Below are 22,859 nucleotides of genomic sequence, written 5' to 3' on the forward strand. Positions count from 1 at the left end.
TCCACTCGTTCTGCGGTAATATTCCACCGAAGGAGTATGAAGGCGCCTTCTATAAGGCGCAGGAATCTGCTACGTCATTCGCAAGTTCGCAGGAATCGTAGCCTCCAAGATTCCCGGGACGGTCCAGTTGCCAAACGTGGCACGGGCGGGACGGGTGCGGAATACTGCCTCAATGGCTGCTGAGTACGCCCAGAGCGACCAGTTCCGTGGCCTCCCTGTAGTCTCGGGGAAATTTCCAACGGATTTGCCTGACCTGCACTGATGTCGCCATCTCCGAGATCGGCAATCCACGTTCTCGCTGGGGCTGCTTGATCTGCTCGCGCAGGCGACGATGGCACCACTGGTCGCTTGCCGTTCAGTGACGGCCCGGAACTCCTATAGCTCCGGCGAGCCGCCACTCAGTTGATCAATGGGTACGGCGGCGGGGCGCCAGGACCTCGGTGACCTTGGCGATGGCTTCGGCACCGGGTTTGACGTAGCGCATGGCGGTGCGGGGGTTCTTGTGCCGGGTCTTGCCCATGATGAGCTGCAGCGGCACCTCGGCCTCGCCGAGGTGGGTGGCGGCGCTGTGGCGCAGCTGGTGCAGGTCGAGCCCGGCGTACTTGTCCAGCAGGACGCGGGCGCGGTCGTAGCCGAGGCGGGCGCGCCCGGTGTGCGGGCAGATGTCGCCGGCCGCCGGACGGCGAGCGGGAACCGGGCGCCGCTCGGACAGGAACAGTGGACCGTGCGTGCGCGTGCTGCCGTCCGGTAGACGCAGTAGCCGGGGCAGCAGGTGGGCGGTGCCACTGTCCCAATACACCCACTCGGTGGCGCCGCCCTTGGACCGGACGGGGGCGCGGCGGTGCTCCAGGTCCAAGTCCTCGACGTTCAGAGCGAGGATTTCGGCGGCTCTGGCCGCGGTCTCGTACAGCATCCGCCACAGCGTCTTCTCCCGCAGCGGGATGTCGCGGCGGGACAGCAGCCGGTGGATGGTGGTCTTGGCGACCGTGCGGGTCTCGTCGGCGCTCTCCTTGCGGCGTTCGGCGTCGGCCGGGACCGACGGCGCGGCCCAGTGCCTTTTGGTCTGGCACCAGGCGAGCCAGGAGGTGATGGCGGCGCGGTTGCGGTTCCAGGTCGCCGGCGCGCTCGCCCCCCAAAGCTCGGCCAGCGCGGCGCCGATCTCGTCGCCGGTGATCTCGGCGAGCGGACGATCGCGGCCGAGCAGCGCGGTGACGCGGTCGATGGCCGAGGCGTAGGCGCGGTGGGTGTTCGGGTTGGCGGTGCGCGGCGTGGCCAGGAAGGCGTCGGCGGCCGCGGCGAGGCTGACGCCTTCACCGCGAAGGGCGGTGACCTTCGGCACGGCGCTCATGCCGGCCGCTGGGCGGCGGTCGCTGCGCCGGCCTGGGCGATGTACCGGATAACGTGCCGGAGTCGCGCACCGCCCCGGCAGAGGGTTGCCCTGGTCGCCGTGCCGCCGTGATCGCTCATGTACGTGATAATAGATAGTTATCCCGTACATGAGCGGATGAGTCGCCGGGATCACGGCGGACGACGAGCATCCGATGGAAGTGCCATGAGCGGATGTGCCGGTTAGCCGGCTAGGGCTCTTCCTTCCCGTGATCTCACCCAGGCGGTGAAGCCCTCGACCGCATCGATGACGGCCTCGAAGCGGACCGAGTGGTACAGGTCGAAGGCGTGGTTCCCGCCGCGCAGCTCGGCGTAGACGACGGGGTTGGCCGAGGTGTGGCGTAGCCGGTCGGCGAAGTGCCGGGCATCGGCTGCAGGCACCAGCGGGTCCAGATCGCCGTGGGCCACGAAAAACGGCGGTGCGTCTGGTCTGTTGTGGGCCAGCGGCGAGGACTCGGGGCCCAGGCCGAAGTAGGTGCCGTACCAGCCGTTCAGGTAGATGGCGCCGGTCACGGAGGTGTCGGCGTCCTCGAAGCCCGGTTGGAAGGCGGGGTCGTTCTGGGTGAGCGCGGCCAGTGCCGCCATGTGCCCGCCCGCCGAACTGCCCGCGACGAACAGTGTCGAAGGGTCGGCGCCGTACTCGTAGGCGTGCGTGCGTACCCAGGCGATGATCTTCTTGAGGTCGATCAGGTGGTCCGGATGCTGGGCCTGCGGCCGTAGCCGGTAGTTGGCGCTGATGCACACCCATCCCTGGCCGGCGAGGTGGTAGAGGAGAGGAAGTGACTGGCTGTTCTTGTGGCCGCCGGAGTAGCCGCCGCCGTGCAGGTGGACCATCACGGGCCCGCCGGCGGGGCGCGAGCGGTGGTGGTAGAGGTCGAGCAGGTTGCGGCGGCCCGTGTCGCTGTAGGGGAGGTTGGCCACGCGCCGGACGTCCAGGCGGCGCCGGAAGATGGGCAGGAGCAGGATGCGGGCCCACGGGGGACGGCGCCGCAGCCCAACTCTGAGGTCGGCGTCGATGGCGGCGCGCCACCCCGCGCCCAGCCCGAGGTCCATCGCGCGCTCGATCCTGGCCCGCTCGCCCAGCGCGCGGTAGGCGATGACCGCGAGCCCGATCGCGGTCACGGCGGCCAAGGCGACGACCGCCCAGCCGCCCGCCGAGTCGATGTCACCGTCGGCGAACGCCAGCGCTGTCGGAAGCAGCAGCATCCAGAAGAAGGCCGCGAACGGCAGTTCGTTGGCGGCCAGGCCGAAGTAGTAGCTCGGGCGGCCGAGCGGGCGTGAGAACGGCAGCGGTCGTAGCGCGAACAGCGTGCCGATCGCGACGAGCGCCACAGTGAACAGATACCCGAAGGGCACAGAACCTCCGAAGATCGAATTTGACACCGGGGCGTGACCGCCCAGGTGTGGCCAGAAGGAGCCGGGGACCTCGGCCCGGCCGCGGAAGGCCCACCAGCGCAAGGCCTGTTAGCCAAGCTTGATCGCGATGAGGGCCAAAGTGATCAGGGATCTGTAGGGCAGGTTCATCGTCGCGCCAGCCCCAGGACGATGACGGCACCGACGACCAGGTGTAGCAGGATCAGCACAAGCGTCGCGGCGGCGCCGACCGCGCTGCCGAGTGGGCCGAGGAGCGACAGCGCGCACACGGCCAGGGCGATGATCGTCTAGATCCGGCCGGGCCGGGACGCGAACCGCTCCAGGACGGCCAGCAGCGCCCAGCCCGCCAGCCCGACCACCAGGCTCACCACTAGGACCAATCCCGGTTCGATCTGCTGCGTCCCGGCGCCCATGCGCACGGTCAGAGTGGTTCCGGCGACCGGCACGGCCAGGGCCCAGACGGCCAGGGCGGCCGCGGGGGCGCCGACGACGGTGAGGAGGATTCGCTTGGCTGAGGTGTTCATGCCGGTCAGCTTCGCCCGGTCGCCCGATCCGCCACATCGGGCGCGTGGTCGCTCTGTGTTCTCCCCTGGTGGGGTACGGGTCCTACTTTGGTAGGTGATGGCGCCTGCGAACCGGCGTTTACCCTGACCCGGTGAGCAAGATCCGACCCTCGCACCCGATCGCGGTGGCCAGCGTGGTCCTCGGGATAGGCGGCCTGAGCGCCCTTACGCTGTGGAGCCTGGCCGACGGGCCCATGTGGGGGCTGGACGTCGTCGTCGCGGCGGTGAGCCTGGTCGCGGCGCTCGCCCAGCTGTGGTGGCCGGCCTCGGGGGCACTGGCCGCCACCCTCCTGGCCACCCTTTCTCCCGTGGCCACTGCGGCGGCGACGATGGGGGCGCTGCAGGTGGCCCAGCGCAGGCGCTTCCCCGTCGCGGCGGCGGTGGCGGCCGGGGGCGTCGCGGCCCACGTGGTCCAGGGGCTGTGGCGGCCGAACTCCGGCATCTCCCAGCAATGGTGGTTACTGCTGATCTGCGCCTCCTACGGCGCGCTGCTCGGCTGGGGCGCGCTGGCCCGCTCCCGCCGCGCCCTGCTCTTCTCCCTGCACGAGCGTGCCGACCGCGCCGAGGCCGAGCAGGGCAGGCGGGTTGCCGAGGCCCGCATGGCCGAACGCCGCCGGCTCGCCGGGGAGATGCACGACGTGCTGGCCCACCGCCTGTCCCTGGTGGCCACCCACGCCGGGGCACTGGAATACCGCCCGGACTCCTCCCCCGAGCAGCTCGCCCGGGCCGCCGGGGTGATCCGCACCGGGGTCCACCAGGCGCTGGAGGAGCTCCGCCAGGTGATCAGCCTGCTGCGTGAACAGGACGACCAGCTGGACGAGCTGGAACCCCAGCTGGTGCTGGCCGACCTGCCCGGCCTGATCGCCGACGCACGGGAGGCCGGCCAGGAGGTGCGGCTCCGCGAAGAGGTCACTGACGACGGCACCGTGCCGCAGGCCGCGTCCCGGACCGCCTACCGCGTCGTCCAGGAGGGGCTCACCAACGCCCGCAAACACGCCCCCGGCCGGCCGGTGGACGTGCTGCTGCGCGGCGCTCCCGGCACGCCGCTGCTGATCGACATCCGCAACCCGCTGGCCCCGGCGGGCACCGCCCCACTCGCGCCCGGCAGCGGCCTCGGCCTGGTCGGGCTCACCGAGCGGGTGCGGCTGGCTGGCGGGCAACTGGATCACCACAACGCTGATGGAGAGTTCCGGCTCCAGGCCCGGCTACCATGGCCCGCGTGATCCGCGTGTTACTGGTCGACGACGATGCCCTGGTCCGCGCAGGGCTGTTCATGATGCTGGACGGCGCTGCCGGCATCACGGTCGTCGGCGAGGCGGCCGACGGCCAGGAGGCGATCACCGCCACCGACTCCCACGCCCCCGACGTCGTCCTGATGGACCTGCGGATGCCGCGTGTGGACGGCATCACCGCCACCCGCCGGCTGCGCGCCCGTGCCCGCCCGCCTGAGGTGATCGTGCTGACCACGTTCGACACCGACGAGAACGTCCTGCACGCCCTGCGCGCGGGCGCTGCCGGGTTCCTCCTGAAGGACACCCCGCCGCCGCGGATCGTGGAGGCGGTCACCCGGGTCGCCGCGGGCGATCCGATCCTGTCCCCGCGCATCACCCGGCGGTTGATGGAGCGCACCGTCGCGCAGGTCGGCGCCTATGAGCGGGCACGTGCCGCGCTGGCCGCCCTCACCCCTCGCGAGCACGAGGTAGCCCTGGCGATCGCGCGCGGCCAGACCAACGCCGACATCGCCGCGGACCTGGCCATGGGCATCACGACCGTGAAGGCGCACGTCTCCAGCATCCTCACCAAGCTCGGCATGGACAACCGCACCCAGATCGCGATCCTTGCCCACGACGCGGGTCTGACCTGACCAGCCTGGAGCGAAGCAAGCGCCGGTATCGCTCATCTCCGCGTACGCGCTGTACTACCTGGAGAGCCTGGGGATGCCCTCCGACGAGGCGGCCCGCGCTCACCCAGACCGGGCGGTAAGCACCAAGGGGTGGCCCGCGCCCGGCGCGGGCCACCTCTGCGATCAACCGCCTACGCCATCTCCCTGCAGGGAACGCGGCGCAGAACCGGTCAGGGCGTCAGCCCCAGCTCACGTAGTTGCGCGGGCCGCAGCGGCCGCCAGCCGCTGGTGTCCAGCTTGGCCAGCTCCGCCTCCACATCCACGGTGATCACGCCGAAGAAGTTGACGTTCTCGCTGTGCGCCGGGGAGATGTGCGCCAGCAGCTCGTCAGGCACCTCCCGGCCGGCAGCGCGTAGCTGCCGCACCGCCAGCGAGTAGTACTCCGTGGTCCACGTGATGACAGCATTGGTCAAAACGGTCAAACACCACGCCTGATCCGTCTGATCGGCCAGGGCGGGCTTGGTGACGGCACCCTGGTGCGCGTAGTGCAGGTCGCGACGCAGCGCGTGCAGGCTCTCCCCCTTGTTCAACTGGCGGGCGATCTTCCTGCGATAGGCCGGGTCCGACAGATACTTCGCCGCATGCAGCGTACGGCGCAGCAGGCCCCACTCCTTCAACGCCGCCGCCAGGGTGTTCTGCCGGGAGGCGGCCGACCACTTGCCCACCACCAGCGAGGCGGTCGCCTGGCCGTACTTCAGCGACCCGGCCATGCGCAGCAGGTCAGGCCAGCACTCGGCGATGAGGTCTTCATTCCAGCGCGCCCCCAGCAGCGGCCCGGCGTGCGGGTAGCGCTTGACAACCTCGGTGGGGGTGTCATCCCGGATCATGGTGATCTTGCCGAGGTCACGGATGCGCGGGGACAGCAGCTTGCCCACCAGGTCGAACAGGGCAAAGTTGATCAACGTGACGCCATGAGTATCGGTCGCGTGCTCGAACAGGGGCAGATCGGTGGCGTTGCCCAGGAAGTCGTCCAGCACGAAGTGCGCTTCGCGCGCGTTCGGGACGATGATCTTGGTTCCGAAGGTGGAGTGCTGGTCGGACACGTGCGTGTAGGACGACAGCACCTGACCGCCGTAAATGGTCATGTCCCGGGCGGTCGTGCTCTTGCCCCGAACCGGGAACCTCTGCCCGTCCGAGCTCGACATGGTGCCGCCGCCGAACACCTTCGACAGCTCCAGCCCGTGATGGTGGTTGACCAGGCACGTGTTGGCCTCACGCAGCGTCTCCTCCCGCACGTACCACTCCTGCGTCCAGCGCAGCACGTCATACGGAATGCCGCAGGCCTCGCTCATCCTGGACAACCCCAGATTTGTGGCGTTGGCGATCAAAACGCTGAGGATGTTGCGCTTGAGATCGACCGAGCGGGCCTGCTTGCGGCCCCCGGCGTGGGTGAAGCAGTCCAGAAAGTTCGTGCGCACGTCCAACTCGATCAGCAGAGAGGCGATCGGCGCGAACGGCAGCATCCCGGCCAGCTCCGCCCTCAGCTCCTCGGCCTCGCCCGGCACATCCTCGGCCGACAGCGGCGGGATCACCAGCTTGTCGTCCTCATCCAGCCGGACCGCGCCGGCGTCGTCCGGCAGCGCTTCGGCCAGCGTCTGGTCGAGCTGGGCCAGCGCGGCGTGCAACTCCTCCTTGCCCTGTTCCATCGCCTCAGCCGCATCCGCCGGCTTGCGGACCAGCTTGCAGAAATCGGCCCGCCGCGGCGCCCACTGCTCGGGCGTGTACAGGTAGGTGGCCGGGTCGGCGTAGCGGCGCGAGCCCGGCACGAACACATCCCCCGAGCGCAGCCCGTCGCGCAGCGCCAGCACGACGCACAGCTCCCAATAGTGACGGTAGGCCGTCTCGTCGCCGTCTTTTCGCGCCTTGGCCAGATACTCGGCGTAGCGAGTCGGTACGAACGAGGTCGGCGCGCCCTCGGGCACCTTACGGCCCCCGCTCTCGTTCAGCCGCTTCAAGATGGCCACCGCCTCCATCAACTCCGCGGTGCCGGTCCCGCCCTGGAAGTCGATCGCCGCCAGCACCAGCGGGGTGAACTGACGCAGGTAGGTGTAGGAGGCGTGCAGCGCCGACAGCCGCCCATGATCGCGGGGCAGCTTCTTCCAGCCTTCGGAGACGACCTCGCGCAGCTTGCTCATCCCGATCTGGTTGCGCAGCAGCCCGCCGATCTGCTCATCCGGGATGGACGGATCGGCGAGAACCGGCAAGATCACATCCAGCAGCAGCTGACGGGCCTCACCCGCCTTGGCCCGTTCGATCAGCGCCTCATCCGTCTTGGACTTGGCCCGCGACTCCCGCGCGGACACGGCCTGGTCGAACAGCATCACCACCTCGTCGACCTGGTCGACCGCGGACTGCGTGACCACCGTCAGCAAGATCGGATAGCGGCGTTGCTCCTCCCGGCGCTCCAGCGCCTGGTTGGTCGAGCGGCGGCCCACCGAGGCTAGAAACCGGCGCCGCTCGGCCGCCAGCACCGACACATCCAGGGTGTGGGCGTCCATGTTGCGCAGGTAGAGCAGCTTGTCGATGGCGGTCTTCACCGACGTCGCGCTGGCGTCGGTGGCCGCCTTGATCAGCCACGCCAGCCGGGTCATCTTCAGCCCCGCGTCGTAGACCAGCAGCCGATCCAGATCCGCGCGTAACTGATCAGTCAGCAGGTGCGCCACCTTCTCCCATGTCAGCGCGGTCGCGCTGGTCCGGGCGGTGGCCACCATCCTGGCCAGTGTCGTCACGCCCGGCCGGATCATCTTGGCCGCCATCAGGTACTCGGTGGCCAGGTTGAACAGCAACGTCGGCGAGTCGTGCTCCATCGCCCGGTCCAGCAGGAACTGCTCCAGGTCCTTCATCGCCGTACTGCCGGCCGGGGCGCTCTTCCAGCCCAGATATCCAGCCACCAGCCGCAGATGATCACTGCGGGTCTGCTCCCGGTGCCCGTAGTCGGCGAGGACAGCAGCATCTATGGCCAGCCGCTCGGCCAGCCGGGCCACCGCCACCGGCGGCGCCGCCGTCACTTCATCCGGCACGAACCCCAGCCAGGGCAACGTGGCGAGCTGGACAGCAAGCCCAAGGCGATCACTGGCACCCCGGCCACGGCCTGGATCGATGAAGGCGACGTCGGCGGGTGTCAGAGTGAAGTACCGGATCAGATCGTCACGGCCGATGTCGGGGTACGAGCGCAGCCGCTCCAACTGGTCCTCGGAGAACATCCGGGTCGACATCGACCACCTCCACACCGCAACCCGGGTCGGGACCGTACGAACCGTAGCGGAAGTGATCAACAAACGGAACAGGCCCACATAAGTGCAGGTCAGACAAATCCGTTGGAAATTTCCCCGGGACTACAGGGAGGCCTCCGTGGTGCCCGCATCCACCTGTGCGACCTTGCCGGTCTGGAGATCCGCGATTGCGAGGTCAGCGGTCTGAAGATCGTCGACTGCTATGGGAGCGACGTCTACCTCGGTGGCGACTTCGAGCGTGTCGTCGTCAACGACGTCGACGTGACCGCCTACGTCGAGGCCGAGCTCGACCGGCAGCACCCCACGCGGGTGCTGGCGCGTGACGCCGCGTCCCCCGACGACTACCGGGCTGCTTGGGATGCCATCGAGACGCTGTGGGCGGCGACGCTCGACCGCGCCAGGCTGTTGCCCGAGGCCAAGTTGCACGAGCAGGTCAACGGCGAGTGGTCGTTGGTCGAGACCCAACGGCACCTGCTGTTCGCCGGCGATGCCTGGCTCGGCAATGCCGTGCTGGAGGAGGAAGCGCCGTACCACCCGTTGGGCTTCCCCGGCGGCGGGATGCCGCCCGACGCGACGGCGAAGCTTGGTCTCGCCCTCGAAGCCACCCCGACGCTCGACGAGGTGCTCGCGCCGCGGCTCGCCCGCATGGCCACGATGCGGCGTGTCGTCGACGGGCTCACCGAGGCCAAGCTCGATCGGGTATGCGGCCGCAAGCCGGCGGACCCGTATCCCGACCAGGAGTACGTCGTGCGCCACTGCCTCAAGGTGGTGCTGGAGGAAGAGGCCGAGCATCACCGTTATGCGGTGCGCGACCTCGCCGTGCTCGAGGTCGGTGCCTGAACTGGCGCTGACCCGGCCGGAAATGACCTCCAGCCGCATTGCGTGCTGCTACTCCCGGCTCCTCGACTCCCGTCCCTGCCAGTTCCGACCTGCGGAAACGGCCCAGTGATCGTTATCGCGCCGGCCTCATCCCTCGATGTTCGAGCCGTGACCCTCGCACGCACACCTGCCGCGACCAGGGGACTTCCCCTTCGCCGTTACTTGGTCTGCGCCTCTTGCCGGTCATCGCGGAATTCACCCGGTGAAGAGCTCCTTCCGTCCGGTGGCCGACGGCCTGCCCCTCAGCATCTTCGTCCCCCCAACTGACTCTCGTCGTGCGAGGAGGCACGTGCCCGCCAACCCACAGGCTTGACCTTGTCGCTGACGTCAACGTTTACCGTCGCAACATGAGCAGTTTGGACCGGGTCACCCTCCTCAAGCACGACCAGAGCTTCTTCGATGCCCTGGTGGCAAGCGATCTCGCCGTTCTGGAGAAACTGCTGGCGGACGACTTCGTCCTGGTCGGGGTCGAGGACGGGGCCGTCGCCGACAGGAGGATCCTGCTCGACCTGGTGGCCTCTGGCTCCCTCCGGTTCCCGCAGATCCACTCGTTCCCGGACGAGGCGATCGTCCGGGTCATCGGCACAGTGGGCATCGTCGTCGGGCGTACCGGCATGAACTTCACCAACCCCGACGGCGCCACGTTCAGCGCCGGAAGCCGCTACACCCACGTTTACGCCGCCGACGACCACGGCGCCTGGCGCCTCGTCTCCGCTCAGGGCACCGCGATCAGGGCTTGATCCCCCGCTCGCGCGCGGGACGACAGACGGCGCGGCTCGCTCGAGCACATGTCGTTCACGGTCCTGGGGTTCACCATCCGGCCGCGAGCGCGGCAGGAGAGATCTCGGCCGTGCTGGTCATCGGTTCGCCAACGTCTTGACCTGCACCGCGTCTAGAGGACCTCCCAGGGTGGATGTGACAGGTATTGGGTATTCCGCGTCACAAAGCAGCGCGTTCTGCGGCCGTGTGCCAATGTCCTCGATTACGGCGCCGACCACCGTTAGGGGTCCCCGTAGTATCCGCCGAACATCCAACACATTTACCTGACCAGCAGAAACGACAGGGATAGACCCGTATCGCGGCAGGTATGGCAGGAGGCGAGAACGGGTCGCTCAGCCCATGGTCGACGCCGGGGTTGCGGCGGCTTCGTCGTGTTCGCGCAGCATGCGAAGGACGGTGGCCGGGGAGGGGTGTCGGCCTTTCTTCTTGCCCTTGGTGATGACGAGCCGGGCGGCGATGTCGCGCAGGCTGAGGTTCTGCTGGCGCAGGTGCAGGGCGATGGAGAGCATGGCATCGTCGGTGACGGCGGCGCCGCCGATGGTTTTGCCGTGGGGTGTTCACGAGTAGGGCTGGCCAGGAGAACAATGGGGGTCGAGAAGATCGCTTCCGTGTGTCACGAATGCAGGAGGAGTGTTATGTAGGCAGACATCTCTGATTGCAATGCTGCGTGGGAGATGAAGGTCATGGCCCTTCGGAGTCGCCCTGCGGGGGGAGATTCCAAACCGCCTCGTGCTGCGTTGGCTGAAGACCGTCGTGGTGAGCGATCGAGGAAAAGGCGCCTGCGAGGCGTCAGGTGGGGACCGGAAAGGCGAGCGCAAGCGAATCGCTGCTGACGTGTCGAAAATCTACAGATGGCATCGAAACTGGGGCGTGGAAGCGGATCCGGGATAAGTCTGGCGGGCGCCCGTTTATTGGCCAGGCGGTGCCCGGCATGGAGGCGACGCGAGTCCGGTCTGCTGCTCCCGCGTGGAACGTGAGAAGGCGTGCCCCGACACTGATCACCCTCCTGGGTGGCGAGAGGGAGTGCCCGAGTCAGGTGCGCCCTGTAGGGCCTTGAGTACCGTCGCGGGGCACGTCGGCGGACCGGCTCGTAGTAGCGGCGATGCCCCTGTAATGAGGGCGGAGCAAAGGGGCCGGGTCATCCGTGGCTGTTGTTCGGTCGGTCAACCGGGATATCCGGGAGGAACTGGGTGGACGAGCTGAAAGCGCAAGGCAAGCCGTTCGATATCTCGAAGCGGGAGGTCTGGGAGTCCTGGTGTGAGGTGAAGGCGAATAGGGGTGCGCCGGGGGTGGACGGGCAGTCCATCGACGACTTCGAGGCTGATCTTCAGGGAAACCTGTACAAGATCTGGAATCGGATGTCATCGGGGACATACTTTCCCCCTCCGGTGCGTGCGGTGGAGATTCCGAAACAGCACGGTGGCGGCATGAGAATGCTCGGTATTCCCACGGTCGCCGACCGGGTTGCCCAGACCGTGGTAGCCAGGCATCTGGGAATTCGCGTGGATCCTGTTTTCCATGAGGACTCCTACGGCTACCGGCCCGGGAAATCGGCCCTGGACGCGGTGGAGCGCTGCCGGCAGCGTTGTTGGAAGCGGGATTGGGTGATCGACCTCGACATCCAGAAGTTCTTCGACAGCGTCCGGTGGGACCTCGTCGTCAAGGCCGTGGAGACTCACACCGACGCCGTATGGGTGAAGTTGTATGTCCAGCGATGGCTTCAAGCCCCGCTGCAACTGCCCGACGGCACTGTGCAGTTGAGGGACCGAGGGACTCCCCAGGGGTCGGCGGTCTCACCTGTTCTGGCGAACCTGTTCATGCATTACGCGTTCGATACCTGGCTGATGCGGCACTATCCGGAGGTCGAGTTCGAGCGTTATGCCGACGACGCGGTGGTGCACTGCGTCAGCGAGGATCAGGCCCGCAGGGTTCTGGCAGCGCTTGGGAACAGGATGGAGGACGTTGGGCTGCGACTGCATCCCGACAAGACCCGGATCGTGTACTGCAAGGACCAATCACGGCGTGGCTCGTACGAACATGTCGCGTTCACGTTCCTGGGGTTCACGTTCCAGCCGAGGCAGGCGCAGGACAAGTACGGGAGGCGGTTTCTCAGCTTCCTGCCTGCGATCAGCAATGACGCCCTCAAAAGGCTCGGTGCCGTCGTCCGTGGATGGCGGCTGCACCAGCGGGTCAATCTCACTGAGCAAGAACTCGCCAAGGCGATCAATCCGATCGTGGCGGGTTGGATGCGGTACTACGGTCGGTTTTACCGGTCGAAGCTGTATCGGCTCCTGACGCGCATCAACGCCTATCTGATGCGCTGGGTCCGCTCGAAGTACAAACGGTTGCGGGCGAGGAAGAAGGCCCACCAGGCGTGGCTGAGGGTCACCAAGCAGTACCCGAGGCTGTACGCGCACTGGCGCTGGATCACCACCATGCCCGCCGTCTGGTGACCAGGGTGACAAGAGCCGTATAAACCGAGAGGTTTACGTACGGATCTGTGGGAGCCGGGAGGTGAGATCCCTCCCGGCTACCCGACCAGCGTAAGAGTGATCGCTTCACGGCCGTCGGCGCCGTTCTCCTCAGTAATGGCGCCAGCGGGGTCAGCGATGTCATCGGGCAGGCGTGGGCCTCCACGTGGAGGTAGTCGTCGTTGCGCACCCTGGAAGCGTTTCATAGGAGCGTTTCAAACGTCTCCCTGTTTGCACCGACCTATGAAACGGCGTCCGCCCTGGACGCGTGCGGCCATTGATCGCGTTTCATGCGTCCTCGCTTATGAAACAAGCTCGAACGGCCCCTGGAAACACAATCCGTGAGCGTGATTGCAGAAGGCTGCTTTGGGGCTGGTTACACGGACCCGAGATCTCCCAGAGTTCATGCGAACTGAAGGGCCTTCGGGCTGAACCCAAGGATGTTCAGGATCTATGGGGGCTGTCGCAGAATAGCTGTGCGCGTTCATCGCCTCGGTCAGGCGCTGCAGTGCTTCCTGATCGGAGTTGCTGTAGTAGTTGTCCGTGCCGAGCAACATCACCAGGGCGTAGGAGGCATCGGCCAACAGAACGGTCCGTTGGTGGATGTCGCTGAGATCATGTCGGTCTCGGGTGCGCCCGGGACGCCGTGGCGCTGGTCGCTGACCAGGCTCCCGCTTTGTGTCCATTCTGATCGGGCGGTGGGAGTGCGGCGCCAAGCCCGGTACAGGTGCAGTAGGTGAAGGTCGTGCTGCATGAGGTCCTGCGGGGTTTCAGCCGGGGCTCGGCGGGCACGCGCTCACGCTATGCATGCGGCAGGCGTGGGCGACCGCGCCGCGCGACGGCGGCCCGCACCCGCCCCGCGGGCCTCACCGGTTCGTGCTCGCGGTGTCGAGGCGCCGGCGGATGGCGGTTCTGGCCCGCTCGTAGGCGTTCGGGTCGTCGTGCAGCATGGAGACGGCGTTGGCCGTCTCCATGAACGCGATGAGCTCGAACGCGAGCTGGTCGGGATCCGTGTCGCCGGCGAGCTCGCCGAGCTGGCGGGCGTCGTCGACGGCGCGCGCCACGAAGCGGGTCCAGTCGAGGCTCGCCGCGGCGGCGGCGTCCCGCACCCGGCCCGGGCGGGCGTCGAACTCCGCGTTGACGGCGAAGAAGAAGCAGCCGCCCGGGAAGACCCGCCGCTGCGAGTAGCTCAGCCAGTTCTCGCACAGCCGGCGCACCCTGCCCAGGCCCGGCGGCACGGTCAGCGCGGGTTGGACGACCTCCTCGACGTACACGGCCGTCGCGGCGCGGATCGTGGCGAGCTGCAGCTCTTCCTTGGAGCCGAAGTAACCGAACAGGCCGCTCTTGCTCACGCCGAGGTCCGTCGCCAGCCGACCGATCGACAGCCCTTCCAGCCCGTCCCGCGAGGCGATGTCCGCCGCCCTGCGCAGGATCACGCTGCGTGTCCGTTCGTCCCGCGGCCTTCCCGGCATCTCCACCCTCCCTGCACGAACGTTCGGTTCACGATAGCCGCTTGACCTTTGACTCAGCACGCTCCTATTCTCGGCACGAACGTTCGTACTTAGAAAGGGTGGATGATGACTGGACTCCCAGCCGTGGACCTCCGGGACCTGCATCGGCGCGCGCTGGACCTCGCCGGAGGAGCGATCGCCCAGGTCACCGCCGTGGACCTCGACCGGCCCACGCCGTGCACGGAATGGAACCTGGGCGACCTGCTGCGGCACATGGTGGGCGAGAACCACGGCTTTGCCGCCGCCGCGGACCCGCCGGCGCAGCGGTCCGTCCGGGACGGCGACGACCCGTTCGGCGCCTTCCACGACTCCGCGGCCGCGGTCACGAAGGCGTTCGCTGCCCCTGACTTCTACGACCGCCAGGTCGAGATCGGCGAGTTCGGCGTCTTCCCCGGGCGGGTCGCGATCAGCATGCACCTGGTCGACTGCCTCGTGCACGGATGGGACGTCGCCACGAGCATCGACACCTTCTACCGGCCCGACCCCGAGCTGGTCGCGTCCGCGCTGGCGATGGCCTCCCGGTGGCCGGACACGCCGAAGAGCCGCGGTCCAGGCGCCGCGTTCGACACCAGGGTTCCGGTGCCCGACGACGCCCCTGACTTCCAGCGGCTGCTCGGCCTGCTGGGCCGCGACCCGTCGTGGGCGGCACCATGCTGACGAGCCGCTGGACACCTGGAGAGGCGGCCGGCACCACCGGGTCGGTGCTGGTCAGCATCACCGACTTCCAAGCCGACCGGCTGCGCGACCTGCCCGGCGTCTACCGGGCCGGGCTCGCCCTGCGCCGGGCCTGGCCCGAACTTCCCGGCGCGGTCGGCATGTGGCTCTGGACGGAGCCGCTGCGCGGCAGGTGCGGCTCGGTGTCGATCTGGCTGGACGAGCAGGCCCTGCGCCGGTTCGTCGGCTGGCCGGAGCACGTCGCCATCGTGCGGCGCTACCGCGGGCGGGGCCGGCTCAGGTCCACCACGTGGATGACCACCCAGTCCGACCGCGGCATCTGGGCCAAGGCCCGGGCCTACCTGTCCGAAGAGACCAAGACACCGTGACCGGCGGGCATGAGGTGCTGCGCGTCCTGGCCGACCGGGTCAGCCGCGGCAGCCGCCCCGGGCAGCGGCAGGACGGCCACCGGGTGGCCCTGGCCATCGAGGGCGGCGGCATGCGTGGCACGATCTCCGCCGGCATGGCCCTGGCCCTGCACGAGAGCGGGGTGGCGCACGCCTTCGACGCGGTCTACGGAGCGTCGGCAGGGGCCATCACCGGGGCCTGGCTGCTCAGCGGCACTCCCGAGCACCTGACCGGCTGGGCCGAACCCGGCTACGCCAAGGCGATGATCCGTCCGTCCAACCTCCTGCGCGGCCTGCCGATGGTCGACGTGCGCAACCTGGTCGAGCACCTGTACTGCGAGGTGGTCCGGATGGACTTCGACGCCGTCCTGGCCAATCCCGTCGAGTATCACCCGCTGGCCACCGACGTCCACACCGGGCGGTCCACCGATCTTCGCCCGTATCTGACCGGTCCCGTCGAACTGCGGCTGGCGCTGCGGGCCAGTGCTGCGCTGCCGTTCCTCGCCGGTCCGCCGGTCGAGCTGGCCGGGCGGTTCTACTACGACGCGGGACTCGCCGAGTCCATCCCGTACCGCACCGCCCTGGCGCAGGGCGCCAGCCACGTCCTGGTCCTGCGGTCACGTCCCGCCGCGCCCGGGACGGTCACCCGCCACCGCGGGGCGCGGCCGTCCTACGGAGCCCGACTGATCGCCGCGACCGTTCTGCGGGGGTATCCCAAGGCGCTGCACCGGAGTTACCTCACGCGCGCGCACCGCTTGCTGCACGACGACACGGTGCTCACGCGGTACGACCAGCCGGCTCCGCCGGTGTCCCGCCTGCCCGTCGGCGGCCAGGCCCCGGCGGATCTGGCGGTCCTGTCCGTACGCCCCGGACCCGGCACCCCCCGCATCGGTCGCCTCACCCGCGACGGCGAACCGCTCAAGGCTGCGCTCGAAGCCGGGCGCGCGGCGGTCGACCGTCTGTTACGCCCGCTCGGCCGGCTGACCGCCGGCGATCTCGCCGACGAGCAGGGACCCGGCTGTGCCGGCGAGGGACTGCGCGAGCCCGCCTAACGCGCTGGCCGCCCACAGCACGTGCAGGGCCCGGGTCGCTGTGGCGTTGCGGTGTGGTCGCTGGCCGGCCGCCTTCGGCTGGCTGGTGCCGGGAGTGGTGCTCGTCATAATGACGGGGCCGGCTGACCTGGGCGCGTGGGCTGGAGGTATGGGCCGAGGAGTAGCGTCAGCTGGTCGCGGACTTGCTCGGCTGGACTGCCATCGCCAGCCAGGCCCCAGGTGAGGAGCGCTCCGTTGTAGGCGGCGTGAATCGCCCGCGGTAGTTGGCCGAGATCACCTGAGATGAGCCCACCCGCGGCTTGGTCTCGCCCGGCGGCGGTGCGGCAAGCGGCCATCACCACGGAAAGTCTGAACGCCCGCTGCGGGCGTGCAGACCACTCCGCACATCCGTGCACGCGACTTCGGAAACTGACACCCGGATTAATGATCTTGGTTGTGCTCTTTGGAGTTGGCCCGGTTTGGTGGACACCTGATCTCTGGGGAACCCTGGTCCCCGGAAGAAGGAGTCTGCAGTGCCGAACAACTATCCGCCGGAGTTTCGCCGGCAGATGGTGGAGCTGGTGCGCGCGGGACGGACGCCGGAGGAGCTGGCCAAGGAGTTCCAGCCGTCCGCGCAATCGATCCGTACCTGGGTGCGCCAGGCTGACCTCGATGACGGCCGCCGCCAAGACGGCCTGACCAGCGCCGAGAAGGAGGAGCTGGCCCGGCTGCGGCGCGAGAACAAGATCCTGCGTGAGGAGAAAGAGATCTTGCGCAAGGCCGCGGTTTTCTTCGCGCGGGAGACGGATCTGCCGAGATGAAGTTCCGGCTGATTCATGCGGAGAAGGACCACCACGAGGTCTCCCTACTGGCCCGGGTGCTGGGTGTGTCGCGCCAGGGCTACTACGCCTGGGCGGTTCGCCAGCGGCGCGGCCCATCGGCTCGAGCCCGCCGCGACGCCGAGTTGACGGAGCGGATCCGCGAGCATCACCGGTCCTCGGACGAGATCTATGGTGCGCCGCGTATTCATGCCGACCTGCGTGAACTCGACGGGGTCCGGGTCGGTCGCAAGCGGGTGGCCCGGCTTATGCGCCGGGCTGGGCTGGCCGGGGTGAGCAGGCGCAGAGGCTGCCGCACCACGATCGCGGACGGGCGCGCTGCGGCCGCCTCCGATCTGGTCAAACGACAGTTCATCGCAGCCGAGCCGAACCGGGTCTGGACCGCCGATATCACCTACGTGCCCACCTGGCAGGGCTTCGTCTACCTGGCAGTGGTGCTGGACGTGTTCTCCCGCCGAATCGTCGGCTGGGCGATGGCCGAACACATGCGCACCGAACTGGTGACCGACGCCCTGGCGATGGCACTGCACCAGCGCCACCCTGAGGCCGGGGTGATTCATCACAGCGACAAGGGCAGCCAATACACCTCAATCGCCTTCGGCCAGCGCTGTGAACAGGCGGGTGTCCGCCCGTCCACGGGCCGCACCGGGACATGCTTCGACAACGCGATCACTGAGAGCTTCTTCGCCTCGCTGGAGTGTGAGCTGATCGACCGGCGCACCTTCCGCACCAGGTCAGAGGCCGAACGAGCCCTGTTCAGCTACATCGAAGGGTTCTACAACCCACGCCGCCGCCATTCCGCCAACGGCCAGCTCAGCCCGGCCGAATACGAACGTCGACACACGCTCAAGAACGCCCAAGACCTCGACTATGCTGCCGCGTAGTCGCAAGCCCTGATGTGTCTACCGAACCGGGGCAACTCCACTTGGTTTCCGGGACCGTTTCAGGGACTGGGTGTGGGAGTCGCCAAGAACGAAGGAGGTCGGCTCCACGGCTGTGGCCCGCGAGCGGAAGCGTGCCTCTCCTCTCGTACCCGTGGTCAGGCCATCACGAGGACGGGGTGACCGGGTACAGGGACTATTTCCTCAGAGAACAACGCTAAGGACTTTGCCCAGGTCAGCACGGGTGCGCTGAGCGTCGCTGTCGCTTCTGTCTTGTGGCTTAGTGAGTGTCCTCGGTGATGGTCCATCGGTGGCCGCGCCCGATGCGTTGGATCTCCTGGCGTTGCGGGGATGGGGCGGCGTCCGAGCCAGTCGGGCCAGCCGTCAGGCCGTGTGGGTGACAGGGGCGGCAGAGGGCTGGCGTTCCCTTCGGCCGGCGTGGTGCTGCCTTTGGTCACGTGACTCCTTGCGCGGTGGCGGGAACGGCTGTCGATCAGTTACTACCGCATGTGCTGGCGGTCCGGACAGACATGCCAATCTTGTGATGCCTGCCTGCATGGGGGCGGTTTCGAACTCGGATCTCGTCTCCTGTTCGTCCTGCCGCATGGTCCCGGTTGCGTGCTGGCGGTCAGCGTGCTGCCCGCTCGCGCCGTCGCCGGGCGGCGCGGATCTCGGCGTCGGCGACCTTGTCGTCCAGCAGCGCATACAGCTTCGGCGTCGATGGAGCGCTGCCATGCCTGCTCGTCGATCCAGTAGGTGATCGTGGCCGTGATTAGGCCGCGCAGCTCGGCGGGATCAAGCGCTTCGGCCTCCCACTGCGCCGGGGATGCGGGGTCCAGGCCATGGCGGGCGACGAACGCGGGCCAGCGCGGATCGCCGGCCTTACCCGGTGCCGCCGGGGAATCCGTACTGGGCACCTGCTCGTGGCTGAGCGCGATCTGTTCCACGCTCGACCAGCAGCCGCAGGGTCCGGGTGAGCCAGTCCGTCAAGATCGCCTCACCGCTCGCGCCCGGGAGAACAACGTAGGCCAGCACCGCCGGCCGGGGATCGGCGGCTAGCTGATGCCGTAGAGGCCGATGGTCATCAGGGCGACGGAGACGAACTGGATGGCGGCGCGGAACTTGTTTCGTCTGCCGAGGATGTCGCGCCATGTGCGGATCGCGGCTGTGTCGTCGGGGTCGAGCTTGTCGTAGATCATCTGGTAGGTCGGCAGGATGACTGGTTTGCTGATGAACGTTGACGCGGCGACGGAGACGATCGCTCCGGCGGTGAACCAGAGGTTGTCGAAGCCGTGGATGATGAAGTACGGGATGAACAGGACGACGTGCAGCGTGGCGGTGGTGATCAGGTAGGGCGAGCGTTGCGCGCCTTTGTGCAGCGGCTTGAGGAAGTTCCGGAATGTGCGCTCGTCGAGGGTCAGCATGGCCTTGTGGAGGACTCCGGCGATCACGGCGAGTGCGTCGGCGCTGGCGAGGTTCAGCAGCAGGATCAGCAGTTCGAAGTAGGATCTGGTCACGTTGGCCGGGTGTCCGTTCAGTCGAGGAGCTCGACGTAGCCGGCGGTGCCGTTGATCCGGATACGTTGGCCGTCACGGATCAGCTGGGTGGCGTTCTCGACGCTGACGACGGCGGGCAGGCCGTACTCGCGGGCCACGATGGCGCCGTGGGTCATCATGCCGCCGACCTCGGATACCAGGCCGGCGATGGTCACGAAGAGCGGGGTCCAGCTCGGGTCGGTGAACGTGGTGACGAGGATGTCGCCTGCTTCGGTCTGTGCCGCTTGGAGGTTGTGGATGACGCGGGCGCGGCCTTCGACGATGCCCGAGGAGACGGGTACGCCGATCAGGGCGCCGTCGGGCAGGTCAGCGGTGTCGTAGCTGCCGGTGACGACCTCGCCGGTCGAGGTGATGACGCGGGGTGGGGTCAGCCGCTGAAAGAGGGTGTCGTCGCGTCTGCGCTGGTCGATCAGAGCTTGGTCGGCCTGGTGGGTGTGGGCGGCCTGCCGGAACTCCTCGAAGCTGAGGTAGTCGGCGTCGCTGGGGTCGTGGATGACGCCCAGGCTGGCCAAACGCATGGCTTCGCGCTGCAGGGCGTGCTTGTAGACCAGGTGCCGTTGCATGAGGGCGTACTTGGGGTACTCGCGGAAGCCGATGAAGTTGCGGTAGAGGCTGATCATCTTGCGGGCCTGCTTGGCCTTGCGCCGGCCTTTTGAGTGTTCGAGTCGGCGGATGATCCGTTCGGCCGTGGCGTCGGCTTGCTGGAGTTTCTCCTGGAAGAGGCGGGCGTGTGAGGCGGGCGGGAAGTTGTTGATGTTGTTGAGGATGAGCGGGATCAGCATGGTGGGTTGTTCGGCCCAGCGGGTTTTGGTGATGTCGATTTCGCCTGGGCAGCGCATGCCGTTCTTGTCGAGGTAGTCGTAGATCGCGGTGGCCGCGTCGGCACCGCCGTCGATCGCGTTGAGATCGTCGAAGAACGTTGTGTCGTTGGCGTGTTCGAAGTAGGTCAGGACGGCGGGATGCTTGCGGACGGCGTCGGCGACGTCGAGCAGCTCGAGTCCCATCTGTGCGGTCACGTTGTTGGACAGCGACTGGGCCAGCACGTCTGTGGCGTACTCCTCGCCGGGCATGTTCTTCACGGTCTTGTTCAGCCAGTGCTGTGCGTACAGCATGATGAAGCCGATGCCGTAGTTGTCCAGCACGACCTGGCGGTATTCGATGTCCATGTCACGCACGATGAAGTCGAAGAGGTCGGCACCGGTCCTGCCCGTGATCGCCTTCGCGACCTTGGCGGCTTCCTTGGTGTTGGCCTCGATCACCTGGTCGACCAGGCCGGGATCGTTGCGACGGTAGACCGACAGGGCCTGCAGCAGCCCGGACAAGATCTGACCGAGCGAGCCCCCGGTGATGCCGAATGACATGCCGCGAGGCAACGTCCGCACATAGTCCTTGCGGTCCAGGATGCTCGCCAGTGCCTTCTGGATCAGCAGGTCGGCGGACCCCAGCCCTTTGTAGACGAAGATCTTGGCCGCATAGGAGGAGGACAGGTCACGGGACACGTCCATGTAGATCCTGCCACCGGCTCCCACGATCGGCTGGCTGGCGAGCTTGCGAATCCCCATCTGGAACATCGAGATGCCCAGGGGCCGCATCACGTCGGTCATCTGCTGTTGGTGGCTCATCGACATGTAGACGTGGTTCTTGCCGTCCTTTTGGCTGTCGTCCGACTGCGGAATCGGAAACAGCATCGTGATCGCACGCGACTGCAGGATGTAGACCTTTCCGCCGGCAAGACACCACTCGATGTCTTGTGGACGACCGAAGTGCGCTTCGATGACGCGGCCGGTCTGCTCCAGTCGCAGGATCTGTTGGTCGGTCAGGGTCTGGGCGTGCTGCTGCTCGGTGTCTAGCTCCACCTGGCGGGTGCCGCCCTCGGGACGAGCGTAGATCGCGACTTGCTTGGTCGAGATCTTCTTGCTGGCGATCTCACCGGACCGGACCTTGTACAGATCGGCGTCGACCAGACCCGACACGAGTGCCTCCCCCAAGCCGAAGCTGGCCTCGATCGACACGGTCGTGCGGTCGGAGTTGACCGGATCTGCGGTGAACATGATGCCCGACGCCTCGGGGAACACCATTTCCTCTACGACAACGGACAGGTACACCTTCTGGTGGTCGAAGCCGTTTTGCATGCGGTAGACCACCGCACGTTCGGTGAACAACGACGCCCAGCACCGGCTGATGTGGCGCAGGACCGCGTCCGCGCCCACGACATTCAGATAGGTTTCCTGCTGCCCGGCGAACGACGCGTAGGGCAGATCCTCGGCCGTGGCGCTGGAGCGGACCGCGTACGGCACGCACTCCCCGCGCTCGGCGAGCCGAGCCTTGACCGCCGCTTGGATGTCTTCTGGGATCGGGGCGCTGTCGATCAGAGCCCGAATGCGCGCGGCGAGAGCGTTGAGCGTGGCACGATCGTCAGCCTCGAGCCGGCCCAGCTGGGCCAGCGACTCGGCCAGACCCTCGATCCGGGCGGTCGCCGCTCGGTATGCCTTGGTCGTGACGCAAAAGCCGCCTGGGACCTCGATCCCCTCGATCCTGGACAACTCGCCGAGGTTCGCGCCCTTGCCGCCCACCAGTGGCAGCGCCGTGTTGTCGATGTCGTCGAAGTCAAGGACATGGCCGCTCATCCCGCGGTGCCTTCCTGGTCGGCTGGTACGCCCGGCCGTACCTCCGCGATACCGGGTACGGCTATCGGGCTGGAATAGACCTGTGCGGACACGCGGTGGATGCGATACAACGTCGCCAGGTCGTTGGGGTCGGCGTCGAGAGCGGCCGCGATCACCTCGTACATCGCTTCCGTGCCGATGGTGAACGCGTGCACCGTGGCCGCGAACCCGCGCACATCCTGCACACCGGCCACCGGGTTGGCGCGGAAATACGCCTCGAGCATGTCCACGCCGTTGCGGAACGTCTGTGCGCCGAACTCTGACCCGTCCAGCACTGACCGTCCCAGGTAGCGGCCGAGCTCGGCGCGGCGCCGATCCAGAATCGGCTCCAGCCCCTTCGCCATCCGGGCGAGGTTCTGCTCCTTGATCTGGGCCAACTCCGCGACCACTGCCTGGTCGCAGGCCCGGCGCAACCCTGCTTTTGAGCCGAAGTGATGCCTGATCAGGCCTCCGGAGACACCGGCCGCCTTGGCGATGTCGGCCACCGACGTCGCCGCGTAGCCCTTCTCGGCGAACAACCGCATCGCCGCCTCACGCATCCGCGCACGCGCCGTCAGGTCAACCGCCTCTGGCACCTGCTCACCCACGTAGGGCACCTCACTCTCGTGATGCTATTCGTTCATATAGCACACTATATGAACGAATAGTAGGTAGGCAACATGCCCGGACCTGCGAGGGAAACGCTGCCGCCCGGATTCAGTCCGCCGCGGCCAAGAACCCCGACA

The 22,859-nt window shown here is 67.7% G+C and carries 17 protein-coding genes and 1 pseudogene; 9 read left to right on the plus strand and 9 right to left on the minus strand.

What is annotated here, in order from left to right; translation table 11 throughout:
- Positions 1-406: 406 nt before the first annotated feature.
- From ABN273_RS50460 to ABN273_RS50470, 3 genes and pseudogenes are all read right to left on the minus strand, one after another.
- Entirely contained in the window at positions 407-1,348 is a 942-nt protein-coding gene (locus ABN273_RS50460) for a tyrosine-type recombinase/integrase (RefSeq protein ID WP_349456825.1), read from the minus strand.
- Between the two features lie 221 nt (positions 1,349-1,569).
- Complete coding sequence (locus ABN273_RS50465) at positions 1,570-2,742, minus strand: alpha/beta hydrolase (protein WP_349456826.1); 1,173 nt, start codon at positions 2,740-2,742, stop codon at positions 1,570-1,572.
- A gap of 164 nt (positions 2,743-2,906) precedes the next feature.
- A pseudogene (locus tag ABN273_RS50470) lies at positions 2,907-3,284 on the minus strand (DUF6069 family protein).
- A 131-nt stretch (positions 3,285-3,415) separates the two neighbouring features.
- Here ABN273_RS50470 and ABN273_RS50475 point away from each other — a divergent pair.
- Together ABN273_RS50475 and ABN273_RS50480 are read left to right on the plus strand one after the other, a co-directional pair.
- Positions 3,416-4,546 carry a sensor histidine kinase gene (locus tag ABN273_RS50475; protein ID WP_349456827.1) on the plus strand — a complete coding sequence of 377 codons (1,131 nt, stop codon included), beginning with the start codon at positions 3,416-3,418 and terminating at the stop codon, positions 4,544-4,546.
- Positions 4,534-5,187, plus strand: coding sequence for a response regulator (locus ABN273_RS50480; RefSeq protein WP_349456828.1), 654 nt, complete (start codon positions 4,534-4,536; stop codon positions 5,185-5,187). Before ABN273_RS50475 ends, ABN273_RS50480 begins: the two co-directional genes overlap by 13 nt.
- 209 nt (positions 5,188-5,396) lie before the next feature.
- Here ABN273_RS50480 and ABN273_RS50485 read toward each other — a convergent pair whose 3' ends face one another.
- A complete protein-coding gene (locus tag ABN273_RS50485) occupies positions 5,397-8,441 on the minus strand; it encodes a Tn3 family transposase (RefSeq protein ID WP_349456830.1) in 3,045 nt (1,014 codons plus the stop codon).
- Positions 8,442-8,543: 102 nt separating this feature from the next.
- Between ABN273_RS50485 and ABN273_RS50490 the strand changes: the two genes are divergently transcribed.
- Both ABN273_RS50490 and ABN273_RS50495 read left to right on the plus strand, forming a co-directional pair.
- Positions 8,544-9,299 (plus strand): DinB family protein, encoded by a 756-nt coding sequence (locus tag ABN273_RS50490; RefSeq protein WP_349456831.1) that lies wholly within the window; start codon positions 8,544-8,546, stop codon positions 9,297-9,299.
- A gap of 386 nt (positions 9,300-9,685) precedes the next feature.
- On the plus strand, positions 9,686-10,078 hold the full coding sequence (locus ABN273_RS50495) for a nuclear transport factor 2 family protein (RefSeq protein ID WP_349456832.1): 393 nt from the start codon (positions 9,686-9,688) through the stop codon (positions 10,076-10,078).
- 372 nt (positions 10,079-10,450) lie between these two features.
- Here ABN273_RS50495 and ABN273_RS50500 read toward each other — a convergent pair whose 3' ends face one another.
- Positions 10,451-10,627, minus strand: a complete 177-nt coding sequence (locus tag ABN273_RS50500) for a hypothetical protein (RefSeq protein WP_349456833.1) — start codon at positions 10,625-10,627, stop codon at positions 10,451-10,453.
- Between the two features lie 681 nt (positions 10,628-11,308).
- Here ABN273_RS50500 and ltrA point away from each other — a divergent pair.
- A complete protein-coding gene (gene ltrA, locus ABN273_RS50505) occupies positions 11,309-12,571 on the plus strand; it encodes a group II intron reverse transcriptase/maturase (protein ID WP_349456834.1) in 1,263 nt (420 codons plus the stop codon).
- A gap of 884 nt (positions 12,572-13,455) precedes the next feature.
- Here the strand turns inward: ltrA and ABN273_RS50510 are convergent.
- Positions 13,456-14,061, minus strand: a complete 606-nt coding sequence (locus ABN273_RS50510) for a TetR/AcrR family transcriptional regulator (protein WP_349456835.1) — start codon at positions 14,059-14,061, stop codon at positions 13,456-13,458.
- A 102-nt stretch (positions 14,062-14,163) separates the two neighbouring features.
- Between ABN273_RS50510 and ABN273_RS50515 the strand changes: the two genes are divergently transcribed.
- From ABN273_RS50515 to ABN273_RS50530, 4 genes are all read left to right on the plus strand, one after another.
- Entirely contained in the window at positions 14,164-14,757 is a 594-nt protein-coding gene (locus ABN273_RS50515; RefSeq protein WP_349456836.1) for a TIGR03086 family metal-binding protein, read from the plus strand.
- Positions 14,751-15,143 carry a hypothetical protein gene (locus ABN273_RS50520; protein ID WP_349456837.1) on the plus strand — a complete coding sequence of 131 codons (393 nt, stop codon included), beginning with the start codon at positions 14,751-14,753 and terminating at the stop codon, positions 15,141-15,143. Before ABN273_RS50515 ends, ABN273_RS50520 begins: the two co-directional genes overlap by 7 nt.
- On the plus strand, positions 15,140-16,213 hold the full coding sequence (locus ABN273_RS50525; RefSeq protein ID WP_349456838.1) for a patatin-like phospholipase family protein: 1,074 nt from the start codon (positions 15,140-15,142) through the stop codon (positions 16,211-16,213). The genes ABN273_RS50520 and ABN273_RS50525 overlap by 4 nt, the downstream gene beginning before the upstream one ends.
- A gap of 548 nt (positions 16,214-16,761) precedes the next feature.
- Positions 16,762-17,915, plus strand: a protein-coding gene (locus tag ABN273_RS50530) for an IS3 family transposase (protein WP_349456839.1) whose coding sequence is annotated in 2 segments (ribosomal slippage) — positions 16,762-16,975 and positions 16,975-17,915 — 1,155 coding nt in all. Because the reading frame shifts where the segments join, the coding sequence is not laid out codon by codon here.
- 1,052 nt (positions 17,916-18,967) lie between these two features.
- On the opposite strand, the gene ABN273_RS50535 is transcribed toward ABN273_RS50530, so the two are convergent.
- The 3 genes from ABN273_RS50535 to ABN273_RS50545 are packed head-to-tail and all read right to left on the minus strand — an operon-like array spanning position 18,968 to position 22,721.
- Positions 18,968-19,429, minus strand: a complete 462-nt coding sequence (locus ABN273_RS50535; protein WP_349456840.1) for a hypothetical protein — start codon at positions 19,427-19,429, stop codon at positions 18,968-18,970.
- A gap of 17 nt (positions 19,430-19,446) precedes the next feature.
- Complete coding sequence (gene rph, locus ABN273_RS50540) at positions 19,447-22,095, minus strand: rifamycin-inactivating phosphotransferase (RefSeq protein ID WP_349456841.1); 2,649 nt, start codon at positions 22,093-22,095, stop codon at positions 19,447-19,449.
- Positions 22,092-22,721 (minus strand): TetR/AcrR family transcriptional regulator, encoded by a 630-nt coding sequence (locus tag ABN273_RS50545; protein WP_349456842.1) that lies wholly within the window; start codon positions 22,719-22,721, stop codon positions 22,092-22,094. The genes rph and ABN273_RS50545 overlap by 4 nt, the downstream gene beginning before the upstream one ends.
- Positions 22,722-22,859: the final 138 nt, after the last annotated feature.

Source organism: Nonomuraea sp. B19D2 (assembly GCF_040137845.1).
GTDB lineage: Bacteria > Actinomycetota > Actinomycetes > Streptosporangiales > Streptosporangiaceae > Nonomuraea.

What these genes read in the sequence shown, in the direction of transcription:
- ABN273_RS50460 (WP_349456825.1), bottom strand. Translation starts at nt 1,348, where the DNA reads ATGAGCGCCGTGCCGAAGGTCACCGCCCTTCGCGGTGAAGGCGTCAGC.
- ABN273_RS50480 (WP_349456828.1), top strand. Translation starts at nt 4,534, where the DNA reads ATGGCCCGCGTGATCCGCGTGTTACTGGTCGACGACGATGCCCTGGTC.
- ABN273_RS50485 (WP_349456830.1), bottom strand. Translation starts at nt 8,441, where the DNA reads ATGTCGACCCGGATGTTCTCCGAGGACCAGTTGGAGCGGCTGCGCTCG.
- ABN273_RS50495 (WP_349456832.1), top strand. Translation starts at nt 9,686, where the DNA reads ATGAGCAGTTTGGACCGGGTCACCCTCCTCAAGCACGACCAGAGCTTC.
- ABN273_RS50500 (WP_349456833.1), bottom strand. Translation starts at nt 10,627, where the DNA reads ATGCTCTCCATCGCCCTGCACCTGCGCCAGCAGAACCTCAGCCTGCGC.
- ABN273_RS50510 (WP_349456835.1), bottom strand. Translation starts at nt 14,061, where the DNA reads ATGCCGGGAAGGCCGCGGGACGAACGGACACGCAGCGTGATCCTGCGC.
- ABN273_RS50515 (WP_349456836.1), top strand. Translation starts at nt 14,164, where the DNA reads ATGATGACTGGACTCCCAGCCGTGGACCTCCGGGACCTGCATCGGCGC.
- ABN273_RS50520 (WP_349456837.1), top strand. Translation starts at nt 14,751, where the DNA reads ATGCTGACGAGCCGCTGGACACCTGGAGAGGCGGCCGGCACCACCGGG.
- rph (WP_349456841.1), bottom strand. Translation starts at nt 22,095, where the DNA reads ATGAGCGGCCATGTCCTTGACTTCGACGACATCGACAACACGGCGCTG.